The sequence below is a fragment of the Kribbella sp. NPDC048915 genome, assembly GCF_040649595.1.
GTDB lineage: Bacteria > Actinomycetota > Actinomycetes > Propionibacteriales > Kribbellaceae > Kribbella.
Genome location: NZ_JBEZFT010000091.1, coordinates 1 through 12,020, shown reverse-complemented (window position 1 = coordinate 12,020; position 12,020 = coordinate 1). Strand labels below are relative to the sequence as shown.

Sequence of the window (12,020 nt, the reverse complement as noted above, 5' to 3'; positions counted from 1 at the left end):
CCACGGCTACCTCAGTCGATGCGTGGCTCCAGGCGTGTGCGTCGGAAGCGACTTGCGCGGGCCGTACCGGGGGTGTCCGACACCGGCGAGCTCCAGCAGGCGCTGCACCCGGAACCGGTGCCCGCGGTACGGCTCGATCAGCTCGGCGCAACCGTCGTCGTCGAGCTCCTCGCCGATCAGTGCGTACGAGACGTTGCGGGACACGTGGTAGTCCGCGAACGAGAACGCATCCGCGTCACCGTGCGCCCGCTGCCGCACCTCGGCCGCCGTCCACACCCCGACCCCCGGCAGCGACCGCAGCTTGCTCTCGATCTCCGCGGAGTCGGTCAGCTCGAGCGTCCGCTCCAGCGCCTTCGCCCGGGTCGCGGCCGTGATCACGACCCTCGACCGCCGTCCCTCGACACCCGCGCGCAACCACTGCCAGGACGGGATCTGCCGCCACTGTTCCGGTGCCGGGGGCACCATCATCACGCGGCCGCCTTGCTCGTTCGGCCCCGGCGCGGGCTCGCCGTACTCGCGCAGCAGCAGCCGCCACGCACGGAACGCCTCCTTGCCGGTCACCACCTGCTCGATCCCGGCCGCCGCCATCGCCTCGAACACCGCCCGCGTCCGCGGCACCCGGACATGCGGAAACCGCCGCGCCGCGTCCACCAGCGCCCGATGCTCCGGCAGCGGCTCGAAGCCCTCCCAGCTGTCCCGGTCCCCCAGGAGCTCAGGCACCCCGTCGAGCGCCCACTCGGCCCCCGGCCCCCACGCCTCCGCCTCGACCGCCCCGGCCGACGGCGTCAACCGCAACAACACCGGCCCCTCGGGAGTCCGCGTCGCCCGCCAGACAGTCCGCCGCGCCGGCTCGAACACATACGCCGGATCGCCAGGCCCCTTCCGCAACCCACCGATCACCGAGTGCGGATCCACCACCCGCCCGACCCGCCAAACCCGCACCACCGAACTCACCCACCAAGTCTCCCCTACCCCACCGACGACCGCGTGAGGTGGCGTGCAACCTCTCATTAGGTAGTGCACCGCCGGGACGGTGTACGCGCGGGCTCAGGTGTACTGCCTCAGCGAGGACACGTCCTGTCGTCCCGGCACGCTGTTCCCCGCGACACCCCGGGCTGTGAGACCGGATACTTGGCGGTATGACCAGCTGGTTGTGGGTGAAGTTGGTGGGCAACTTGCTCAATCTGTCGACCGCGACCGGCCTGCTGGTGGGGCTCTTGGGGCGGGCGCGGTTCAGTCGGGGACCGCGCGGGTTGGTGTTCGCGAACGGGTACCGGATCCGGTTCCCGGTAGCGGGGGCGTTCACGATCGGGAACGTCGTGCTCAGCAAGCACGACCGGTCGTACTTCGACAACCCGGCGCTGGTCCGGCACGAGGAGCGGCACTCCTGGCAGTACTTCTGGCTGATCGGCCTGCCGATGCTTCCGTTGTACGTCGTGGGCGTGGTGATGTCGTTCCTGCTCACCGGCGACCCGGCCTCGCGGAACCCGTTCGAACGCCTGGCCGACCTGTCCGACGGGGGTTACCGCGAGCGGCCGATCCAGCCGATCGGCAAGACCGTGACGCAGGCGTTCAGCGGGCTGAGATCGCGTCCGAAAGGGCCGTGAGCACGGTCACCACACCGCTCGGATCGTCGACGACGACATCCGCCGCCTCGATCAGTTCGGTCGCGTTCGAGGACCGGGTGGCGAGCAGTACGGCGTGCAGCCCGGCGGCATCCCGCTGCTCCTGGATCGCCCGAAACGCGGCCAGATCACCCAGGTCGTCCCCGGCGTACAAGATCGATCGCGCGCCCGTCGACTCGATCAGCGCCCGCAGCGCCACGCCTTTGTCGATACCGGGCGGACGCAGCTCGAGTACCAGGTTGCCCGGCTCCAGCCGCAGCGCGGTCTCCGCGGCGAGCGCGGTCAATGGCGCGCGCAACCGCTCCAGTGCCCCGGTGGGATCGTCCAGCCGCCGAGTGTGCACAGCCAGCGAGCTGTCCTTGTCCTCGATGAACGCATCCGGTACGCCGACCTCACGCAACAGCTCCGGCAACCGCTGACGAGCCGTCTCGACACCCGGCGGCACCGGCTCGCTGGTCACCTTGCCGGTCGCCGCCTCCCAACGCTCCAACCCGTAGTGCCCGAGTACGACGAGACCGCCCAGGCCGGGATGCCCGCTCACGCCGGACAACTCGGTGGCGACCAGTGCGGGCCGGCCGGTGACGATCGCGACCTGCTGCACCGACCGGGCCAGCCGGGCCAGCGCGTCCAGGGACCCCTCGACCGGGCGCGAGCGCGACGGATCCTCGACCAGCGGCGCGAGGACGCCGTCGAAGTCGGTGGTGATCACCGCGCTCGACGGGTCGGAGACGATGGCTTCCCAGCCGTCCCGCCCCGCCTCGGTCTGGATGACCGGAGTGCTCATCGCACCGTCATCCCGGGTAGTCCGTCGTGAGGATCACGGTCAGGCGATCCTTCTTCATGTTGTCCAAGGCACCCTTGGTGCGGCCGATGCCGAGATCGCGCGCCAGTTGGTTGGCGGCGTCGAGCATGCCCGGCGGGTAGTACACCGTGCTCTCGGCGATCTTCCCGTGCCAGTTGTCCGGCGAACCCGCCACGGTCCAGCCGAGCCGCCGCGCGCGGCCGGCGACCGAGTCGGCCAGGCCCTTGCGCGCGGTGTTGTTGTAGACCTCGATCGCCGGGCGCTGGTCGGCCGGGATCGTCACCGGCTGGGTGTTCTTCGGCTGCGTGGTCCGGGTCGGCCGGCTCTCCGTGGCCGACGGTTCAGTGGTCGGCCCAGTGGTCGGCCCAGTGGTCGGCCCAGTGGTCGGCTCAGCAGTCGGCTCGGTGGGTGCCGTGGTCGGCTCGGTCGGTTCGGTGGAAGCGGGTGCGCTGGTCGGCGCGGAGGTCGGCTTCGTGGTCGGCCCCGGCACGCTGGCGCCGACGGTCGACGGCCCCGAGGAGGGCTTCTCCGACGGCTTCGGCGTACTCGCGGCCGCGGGCTTCTCGTCGGCCGAACTGTCACCGCGGGTCCCGAACAGCACGAGCAGACCGGCCACGATCGCGACCACGGCGGCCACGGCGACCAGCGACGACAGCACTTGTCCTTGCTCCCCGCGCGGACGCGGGGCAGCAAGGCACGCCCTGAGGCGGCGAGCCATGGTCAGACCTCGATGCCCAGGCGGCGAGCGGAGCGGGCGCGCTGGCGGGCGGCGCGAAGGCGGCGCAGGCGCTTGACCAGCAACGGGTCGTGCGCGAGCGCTTCGGGGCGGTCGATGAGGGCGTTCAGCACCTGGTAGTACCGGGTCGCGGACATCTGGAACTGGTCGCGGATCGCCTGTTCCTTGGCACCGGCGTACTTCCACCAGTGCCGCTCGAAGGCGAGGATCTCGCCGTCGCGTTCGGAGAGTCCGGCAATGGCCGGCCGCGCAGCTTCGGCGGGGCCGGGGGAGCTGGCGTTGGCGCTGTCCATCTGCTGCTGACTCCTGTGCGGTCGGTGATCGTCCGTCCGGCAGCCACTCTACGTGCAGAACAACAGCGATGTCATTCACCGTCCGGCCGACACGAAGCGTGTCGCTGACAAGGCAACCGACTGCTGCCGACTCTGGCAGGATCGATGACGTGAGCTCAACTCTCTCGAAGGACGGTGGGGTGGCGGGGACCGGGTCGGGATCGGCGGAGCTGGTCGAGGAGTTGCAGGGGCGGATGCGTGAGGTCGACCAACTGGTCAATTCCGTCTGCACTCCGAATCCGGCCGCGCTCACCGATGCCGTCCACCTCGACACCGAACGTGACGAGGGGCGGATCCGCGGCCCGCTGCACGGCGTACCGGTGCTGGTCAAGGACAACATCGACACCGCCGGCCTGCCGACCACGGCCGGGTCCCTGGCGCTCGCCGAGCAGCCTCCGCCGCCGCAGGACGCAGCGCTGGTACGGCGGCTGCGCGAGGCGGGCTGCGTCATTCTCGGCAAGACCAACCTGAGCGAATGGGCGAACTTCCGCGGCTCGGCGTCGACGTCGGGCTGGAGCGCGTACGGCGGCCTCACCCGGAACCCGTACGCGTTGAACCGCTCGGCCGGCGGCTCCTCGTCGGGATCCGGCGCCGCGGTCGCGGCCGGTTTGGCGGACTACGCGATCGGCACCGAGACGAACGGCTCGATCGTCTGCCCGGCTGCCCTGAACGGTGTGGTCGGCCTCAAACCCACGGTCGGGCTGGTCCCGCAGCAGGGCATCGTCCCGATCTCACACTCGCAGGACACCGCCGGGCCGATGACGAAGACAGTCACTCAGGCGGCCGCACTCCTGACAGTTCTCACCGGCGGCCACCAGGACTACACGGAGGCCTGTCGCGGCACGGACCTCAGCAACCTGCGCATCGGCGTACCGCGTGGACCGCTGTGGGGGTACTCACTCGGCCTCGACCAGGTGACCGAGCGAGCTCTGGAGCTGCTCAGCCAGTGCGGAGCCACGCTGGTCGACCACCTGTCCCTGCCGACACCAGGTGGCGACGAGGACCAGCTGCACGTGCTGTCACACGAGCTCAAGGTCGACATGGCGGCGTACCTCGCCACTCGTGCTCCCGGTGGTCCGCGGACGCTGGACGACCTGATCGCCTTCAACAACAAGCATGCGGACCAGGAGCTTCAGTGGTTCGGTCAGGAGTTGTTCGAGCGCGCCGCGGCGACCGCCGGTCTGAACGCGCCCGAGTACGTCGCCGCACGCCTCACCGCGCTGCGGGCCGGCCGTGACGGTATCGACAATCTGCTCCGCGACAACCAGCTCGATGCGCTCGTGAGTCCGGCGTACTCACCGGCGTGGGCCATCGACCTGATCAACGGCGACCACGTCCTCGGCAGCTCGTCGTCGCATGCCGCACTGGCCGGTTATCCCCTGCTCTCGGTGCCGTCCGGAACGGTGTCCGGACTGCCGGTCGGGCTCGCGATCAGCGGGACGGCAGGAAGTGAAGTCACGCTCATTCGCTTGGCTCACGCGTTCGAAACGGCGAGAATCGCAGCAGACGGACCGTTCCCGACCCCGGAGTTCACACAGTGGGTATAGATCGCGTCAGGTGGGGAATCGTTGCGACCGGCAACATCTCCACCCACTTCGCGCACGATCTCGGGCTGCTCGCCGACGATGCCGTCGTCACCGCGGTCGCCTCCCGCTCCCAGCAGAACGCGGACCGTTTCGCCGCCGAGTTCGGCATCCCGAAGGCGTACGACGACTACCGCCGGCTGATCGACTCCGGCGAGGTCGACGTGATCTACATCGGGACACCCCATCCGCAGCACTACGCGATCGCGCGGGCGGCCCTGCAGGCGGGCATCGCCGTACTGTGCGAGAAGCCGGTCACGCTCACCGCCGCCCAGGCGCGGGACCTGATCGCGGTCGCGACCGAGCACAAGACGCTGTTCGCCGAGGCGATGTGGATGCGCACCAACCCGGTGATCCAGGCGCTGTTCGCCGACCTCGAGCGGGGCGTGATCGGCGAGCCGCAGCAGGTCGTCGCGGACTTCGCGTTCTACAAGCCGGCGCTGCCCGCGCGGCTGCTCGATCCGGCGCTCGGCGGCGGATCGCTGATGGACGGCGGCATCTACCCGATGACGTTCGCGCACATGGCGCTCGGCCGCCCCGCCGAGGTGAAGGCGGTCGGCGCGCTGAACGCCGACGGCATCGACCTGAACGTCGCGATGGCCTGGCGGTACGACTCCGGCGCGGTCGCGGCCCTGACCTGCGGCCTGCGCTCGCAGAACCCGTGGGTCGCATCGATCAGCGGCCCGGACGGGAACCTGCAACTCCCGCACCGCTTCCACCACCCCGAGTACTACCTGCGTACGACCGCTTCCGGAGTGGAGCGGATCGACGTCCCCACGCATGGTCGTGGGTACCACTACGAAGCGGTTGAGGTGATGCGAGCGCTGCGCCAGGGACTGGTCGAGGTTCCGGCTCTCCCTCACGCCGGCACGCTCGAGATTCTCGAACTGCTCGACGAGACCCGGAGCCAGATCGGGGTGCGCTACCCCGGTGACGACGACGACCTGAGTGGATGAACTGAATATGCCGAACGGTAGGAGTTCCTTCGTAGTGGTGGCCAACCGGCTGCCGGTCGACCGGATCGAGATGCCCGACGGCAGTTCGGCGTGGCGCCGAAGTCCGGGCGGTCTGGTGACGGCGCTGGCGCCGGTGATGCAGGGCCATCACGGCGCCTGGATCGGCTGGACCGGAAGCCCCGACGAGAAGCTCGACCCGTTCGACGACAACGGGATGCATCTGGTCCCGGTGATGCTGTCCGCCGAGGACGTCCGGCTGTACTACGAAGGGTTCTCGAACGCGACGCTCTGGCCGCTGTACCACGACGTGATCGTGGCGCCGGAGTTCCACCGCGAGTGGTGGGAGTCGTATGTCGCGGTGAACCGGCGGTTCGCCGAGGCCGCCGCGGAGGCTGCCGACGACAACGCGGTGGTCTGGGTGCACGACTACCAACTGCAACTCGTTCCCGCGATGCTGCGCCGGCTGCGTCCCGACGTACGGATCGGGTTCTTCCTGCACATCCCGTTCCCGCCGACCGAGCTGTTCGCGCAGATGCCGTGGCGGCGGCAGATCCTGGACGGGCTGATGGGCGCGGACCTGGTCGGCTTCCAGCGGCCCGGCGCCGCGTCGAACTTCGCCCGCCTCGCCCGCAACCGGATGGGCCTGCGGACTCGCGGCGACCGCATCCACCTGCCCGACGACCGGATCGTCCGCGCCAAGGCGTTCCCGATCTCGATCGACGTCGACGAACTCGAGAAGCTCGCCCGGCAGCCCGAGACCACCGCGCGCGCCGCGGAGATGCGCGAGGAGGTCGGCAATCCGGCGCACATCCTGCTCGGCGTCGACCGGCTCGACTACACCAAGGGCATCCGGCAACGGCTGCGCGCGTTCGGCGAGCTGCTCGACGAGAAACGGATCTCGGTCGACGACGCGGTCTTCATCCAGGTCGCCACCCCGTCGCGCGAGCGGGTCGAGCAGTACCGCGTGCTGCGCGACGAGATCGAGCTCCTGGTTGGCCGGATCAACGGTGAACACGGCCGGATCGGTACACCGGCGATCAACTACCTGCACACGTCGTACTCGCGGACCGAGATGGCCGCGCTGTTCCGGGCCGCCGACGTCGCGGTCGTGACCCCACTGCGCGACGGCATGAACCTGGTCGCGAAGGAGTACGTGTCGACGCGGTACGACGACACCGGGGCGCTGGTGCTCAGCGAGTTCGCCGGCGCGGCCGACGAGTTCCGGCAGGCGTTCCTGGTCAACCCCCACGACATCAACGGGATGAAGGACACCATCGTCGACGCGATGAACACCGACGACCGGCAGCTCGGCCGCCGGATGAAGGCGATGCGCAAGCATCTCGCGGCGCACGACGTGAACATCTGGGCGCAGAACTTCCTGAAGGCGTTGCATGACGAAGACTGACGACGGTCCGCGCGAAAAGGTCCTCGCGCTCGACCTCGGTACGTCGTCCGCGCGCGCTCTCGTCCTGTCGGCCGCGGACGCCGCACCGATCAGTGGGGCTCTGGCGCGGCACAAGATCGCCCCGACGTATGGCAACGACGGCTCGGCCGTCATCGACGTCCATGCCTACATCGAAGGTCTGCTCGGGTGCCTCGACGAGCTCGAGCAGAACGGTCACCTCGACGGCATCGGCGCGATCGTGCTGTCCTCGCAGTGGCACTCGATCGTTGCCCTCGACAACAAGGGTGGGCCGCGGACGCCGGTGATCACCTGGGCGGACACCCGGTCGGTCGACCTCGATCTCGGGACGTCGTTCGACGAACCCGCCTTCCACGCGCGAACCGGGTCCTGGCTGCACCGGCTGTACTGGCCGCGGCGGATCCCGTGGCTGCTGTCCACCACCTCGGCTTCACGGTTCGCCGGGCTTCCCGATCTCGTCCTGGAGCGGCTGACCGGCGAGCGCGTCACCTCGGTGTCGGTCGCGTCCGGAACCGGCACGCTCGACCTCGCGACCGGTGCGTACGACGACGAAGCGCTCGAGATCGCGGGCGTGACCGCCGACCAGTTGCCGATGATCGTCCCGACCGGCTGGACCGGCACGCTGTCCGCCGAGTATGCGCGCCGCTGGCCCGGCTTGGTCGGCGTACCCGTCCATCCCCCGACCGGCGACGGCGCCGCATCGAACGTCGGCAGCGGCGGGTACGACGCGGGCACCGCCGCAGTCACCGTCGGTACGTCGGCCGCAGTCCGGGTCGTCCACCCGATCGAGGACGCGCCGGAGCTGCCCTGGGAGCTGTGGCGGTACCGGGTCGACGACAAGCGCGCGGTCACCGGCATGGCGTTCTCCGCCGCGGGGAACCTGCACGCCTGGCTGACCGGTGTACTGCGGCTGGAGTCCGACGAACCGACGGACGTCGAGGTCGGCACCACGAGCGCGATCGCGATCCCCTTCATGGCCGGCACCCGCCCGCCTGCGGTCGTCCCCGGCGGGTCCGGGGTGTACTTCGGGCTGTCCTTCGACGACACGCCGGCCGATCTGCTCGCGGCCGCTCTCCAGGGGGCCTCGCTGGAGATCGACCGCGGGTTGCGGAAGCTCGACGGCTTGTTCGGGCGCGAGCTCGACGTCGTGCTGGGCGGCGGCGGGATCGACGCATCGGCCTGGTGGCGCCGCTGCCTGACCGCGACGTTCGCCCGGCCGACGACGGTGTGCGCCGAGCCCGAGGTAGGCGCCCGCGGCGCGGCGGCGGTGGCGCTCGGGCTCTCCCCCGCCCCGGGTGGCGAACACCTGACGCCGGTCCCCGCCGAGGTCGAACGGCTCGCCGAGCTCCGCTCCCGGTACGAGGCGTTTCGCGAGCTGGCGGTGCAGGCGTCGACGCTCTGACTGTCCCTCGTCGACGCTCCAGCTGTCCGTCCAGGTATGCAGAACCCGGCGTTCCAACGTCGTAACGGCCTGCGAAGGCGACTTCTGCAGTCCTGGAGGTACGCCGTACCGTGACGGCCGCCACTGACAGCGGGCCGCGCGGCCTGGATCATGCCCGCCATGTGGCGGCAGATGATGAAGTCGAAGGTGCACCGGGCGACGGTGACGCAGGCGGACCTGAACTACGTCGGTTCGTGCACCCTGGACGCCGAGCTGATGGATGCGGCCGACCTGCTGCCGGGGGAGCAGGTCGACATCGTCGACATCACCAACGGCGCGCGGCTGTCGACGTACCTGATCGAGGGCCCGCGCGGGTCCGGGATCGTCGGCATCAACGGGGCGGCGGCGCACCTGATCCACCCCGGCGACCTGGTGATCCTGATCGCGTACGGGATGTTCGAGACCGCGGAGGCGAAGGTGTTCGAACCGAGCGTAGTCTTCGTGGACGAGCACAATGCGATCACCCGCATCGGCTCCGACCCCGCCGAGGCGCTGCCCGGGTCCGGCACGCTGCGCGGGGACGAACCGCACCCGTAGCCACGACCGGCGCCACCACCCCCGCGCCGAGATGAGGACTGGTCGACGATGACCGACACGACCGAGAGCACCGCCGTCGAGGGCACGGCCGAGGGCACTGCCGCAGCGGGCGCCGTCGCCGAGGAGGCCGCGCCGAAGACCGCCTCGCACGACAACGAGCCGAGCCCCAAGCTGCGCGCATTCATGAACTCCGGCTGGGCCGACTCCGAGCGCCACGATCTGTCACTGAGCGACGTCGCCGTGTGGGCGGCCAAGCGCCGGGACGCGCTGTCGCAGGCGTTCCCGGGCGAGCGCCTGGTGGTCCCGGCCGGCACCTACAAGGTCCGCTCGAACGACACCGACTACGTCTTCCGCCCGCACACCGACTACGTCTGGCTGACCGGCAACCAGACCTCCGACGCCGTCCTCGTCCTGGAGCCGAACGGCACCACCGGCCACGACGCCGTCCTGTACTTCCGCCCGCGCGCCGACCGCTCCGAAGGCGAGGAGTTCTGGCGCGACCGGATGTACGGCGAACTGTGGGCCGGCCGGCGTCCGTCGCTGACCGAGACCGCGAAGGAGTTCGGGATCGAGACGCGGCACGTCGACCAACTGGCCGACGCGTTGAAGGGCGACGTACCGACGCGAGTCCGGCGCGACGAGGACCGGTCGATCGCGGCGCTGCTGAGCGGTGCGCGGATCGACGACTCTCGGGACGGGGAGCTCGCCGCGACACTGTCCGAGCTGCGGCTGGTGAAGGACCCGTTCGAGCTCGAACAGCTCCGCGACGCGGTGGCGATCACGCATCGCGGCTTCTCCGACGTACTCGCCGAGATGGACAAGGTCCGGCAGTACGGCGAGCGCTGGATCGAGGGCACGTTCTGGCGCCGGGCCCGGGCCGAGGGCAACGACGTCGGCTACACGTCGATCGCCGCTGCCGGTCCGCACGCGACCACGCTGCACTGGATCGAGAACGACGGCCCGGTCAACGACGGCACGCTGATGCTGCTCGACATGGGTGTGGAGAACCGGCAGCTGTACACCGCCGACATCACCCGCACGCTACCGGTCAACGGCGAGTTCACGCCGCGCCAGCGCGACCTGTACCAGCTGGTCCTGGACGCACAGAACGCCGGGATCGCGGCGCTTCAGCCGGGTGCGGCGTTCCGCGCCGGGCACGAGGCCGCGATGGAGGTCATCGTCCGCGGCCTCGACGCGATGGACCTGCTGCCGGTGTCCGCGGAGGAGGCGCTCGACCCCGAGAGCCGCCTCTACCAGCGGTACACGCTGCACGGCGTCAGCCACATGCTCGGCATCGACGTCCACGACTGCGCCGCCGCCCGCGACGAGAACTACCGCAAGGGCACCGTGCAGCCCGGGTACGTCCTCACCGTCGAGCCCGGTCTGTACTTCCAGTCCGACGACCTGACCGTCCCCGAGGACCTGCGCGGTATCGGCATCCGGATCGAGGACGACATCCTGATCACCGACAACGGTCCCGAGAACCTGTCCGAAGCCATGCCCCGCACCGTCGACGGCATCCAGAACTGGATGGCCTCGTAGCCCGTGCACGTCCTCGGCACCGAGCTGACCGCTCAGCAGCTGTACGACGTCCTGCGCCTGCGCGTGGACGTGTTCGTCGTCGAGCAGGAATGCGCCTATCCAGAACTGGACGGGCGCGACCTGCTCGCCGGCACCCACCACCTGTGGATCGAAGAACACGGCGAGATCCAGTCATATCTGCGGGTGCTCACCGAGCCCGGCCGATTCCGTATCGGCCGGGTCGTCACCGCCCCACCAGCCCGCGGCCGCGGTCTGGCCGCCCAGCTGATGAAAGACGCTCTCGACATCATCGGCACCACCGACAGCACCCTCGACGCCCAAACCTACGCCCGCCCCTTCTACGAAAAGTTCGGCTATGTGCCCCAAGGCCCCGAATTCCTCGAAGACGGCATCCCCCACCAAACCATGAATCGCCACCTCCCCTGACTGAACCATCCCGGCCCACCCCAGCCGGCCGTGTCACTCCACCCCACAACCCGCGGCCGCTTCACCGCGGCCTCCGCACCCCCGCTGCCACTGCCCACAAACCGGGACCGTGCCCGCGCGCCGGTGACCTTGAACAGGAAATAGCCACCCCACACCCACCGGATCCTGTTCACACCCACCGCTGATGCCCGGCCCAACCGCCCGCGTCGCCCCCGGACCCACTGCCCCACAAACCGAGGCCGCGCCCGCGCGGCGGTGACCTTGAACAGGAAATAACCACCCCACACCCACCGGATCCTGTTCACACCCACCGCTGATGCCCGGCCCAACCGCCCACGTCGCCCCCGGACCCACTGCCCCACAAACCGAGGCCGCGCCCACGCGGCGGTGACCTTGAACAGGAAATAACCACCCCACACCCACCACACCCTGTTCACACCCACCCCAACCGCCCGCGCCACCCCCTTCACCCCGGCCCCCGCACCACGCCCGCCCCCACGGCCCCACAAACCGAGGCCCCGTCCGCGCGGCGGTGACCTTGAACAGGAAATAACCACCCCACACCCACCGGATCCTGTTCACACCCACCGCTGATGCCCGGCCCAACCGCCCACGTC

12 protein-coding genes are annotated in these 12,020 nt (G+C 70.0%); 8 read left to right on the top strand and 4 right to left on the bottom strand.

Annotated elements, in window-relative coordinates:
* Positions 1-6: 6 nt before the first annotated feature.
* Positions 7-954 (bottom strand): DNA-3-methyladenine glycosylase 2 family protein, encoded by a 948-nt coding sequence (locus AB0B82_RS30625; protein ID WP_360176326.1) that lies wholly within the window; start codon positions 952-954, stop codon positions 7-9.
* Positions 955-1,139: 185 nt separating this feature from the next.
* On the opposite strand from AB0B82_RS30625, the gene AB0B82_RS30620 reads away from it, so the two are divergent.
* On the top strand, positions 1,140-1,607 hold the full coding sequence (locus AB0B82_RS30620; RefSeq protein WP_360176323.1) for a hypothetical protein: 468 nt from the start codon (positions 1,140-1,142) through the stop codon (positions 1,605-1,607).
* Here the strand turns inward: AB0B82_RS30620 and otsB are convergent.
* The 3 genes from otsB to AB0B82_RS30605 form a co-directional block, all read right to left on the bottom strand.
* Complete coding sequence (gene otsB / locus AB0B82_RS30615) at positions 1,573-2,409, bottom strand: trehalose-phosphatase (protein ID WP_360176320.1); 837 nt, start codon at positions 2,407-2,409, stop codon at positions 1,573-1,575. The two genes, AB0B82_RS30620 and otsB, sit on opposite strands and share 35 nt — an antisense overlap.
* A 7-nt stretch (positions 2,410-2,416) precedes the next feature.
* Positions 2,417-3,085, bottom strand: coding sequence for a LytR C-terminal domain-containing protein (locus AB0B82_RS30610; RefSeq protein WP_360176317.1), 669 nt, complete (start codon positions 3,083-3,085; stop codon positions 2,417-2,419).
* A gap of 62 nt (positions 3,086-3,147) precedes the next feature.
* Positions 3,148-3,456, bottom strand: a complete 309-nt coding sequence (locus tag AB0B82_RS30605) for a DUF3263 domain-containing protein (protein ID WP_360176314.1) — start codon at positions 3,454-3,456, stop codon at positions 3,148-3,150.
* 149 nt (positions 3,457-3,605) lie between these two features.
* Between AB0B82_RS30605 and AB0B82_RS30600 the strand changes: the two genes are divergently transcribed.
* The 7 genes from AB0B82_RS30600 to AB0B82_RS30570 all read left to right on the top strand — a co-directional run bounded on the left by AB0B82_RS30600 (position 3,606) and on the right by AB0B82_RS30570 (position 11,403).
* The gene (locus AB0B82_RS30600; protein WP_360176311.1) at positions 3,606-5,042 is read left to right on the top strand and encodes an amidase; all 1,437 of its coding nucleotides are present in this window, start codon (positions 3,606-3,608) and stop codon (positions 5,040-5,042) included.
* The gene (locus tag AB0B82_RS30595; RefSeq protein ID WP_360176308.1) at positions 5,033-6,034 is read left to right on the top strand and encodes a Gfo/Idh/MocA family oxidoreductase; all 1,002 of its coding nucleotides are present in this window, start codon (positions 5,033-5,035) and stop codon (positions 6,032-6,034) included. The genes AB0B82_RS30600 and AB0B82_RS30595 overlap by 10 nt, the downstream gene beginning before the upstream one ends.
* Positions 6,035-6,041: 7 nt before the next feature.
* Positions 6,042-7,439 (top strand): trehalose-6-phosphate synthase, encoded by a 1,398-nt coding sequence (locus tag AB0B82_RS30590; RefSeq protein ID WP_360176305.1) that lies wholly within the window; start codon positions 6,042-6,044, stop codon positions 7,437-7,439.
* On the top strand, positions 7,426-8,859 hold the full coding sequence (locus tag AB0B82_RS30585) for an FGGY family carbohydrate kinase (protein ID WP_360176302.1): 1,434 nt from the start codon (positions 7,426-7,428) through the stop codon (positions 8,857-8,859). Before AB0B82_RS30590 ends, AB0B82_RS30585 begins: the two co-directional genes overlap by 14 nt.
* A 159-nt stretch (positions 8,860-9,018) precedes the next feature.
* Entirely contained in the window at positions 9,019-9,435 is a 417-nt protein-coding gene (gene panD, locus AB0B82_RS30580; protein ID WP_360176299.1) for an aspartate 1-decarboxylase, read from the top strand.
* A gap of 48 nt (positions 9,436-9,483) precedes the next feature.
* Positions 9,484-10,977 (top strand): aminopeptidase P family protein, encoded by a 1,494-nt coding sequence (locus AB0B82_RS30575; protein ID WP_360176296.1) that lies wholly within the window; start codon positions 9,484-9,486, stop codon positions 10,975-10,977.
* A 3-nt stretch (positions 10,978-10,980) separates the two neighbouring features.
* Entirely contained in the window at positions 10,981-11,403 is a 423-nt protein-coding gene (locus tag AB0B82_RS30570; protein WP_360176293.1) for a GNAT family N-acetyltransferase, read from the top strand.
* The last annotated feature ends 617 nt before the right edge of the window (positions 11,404-12,020 follow it).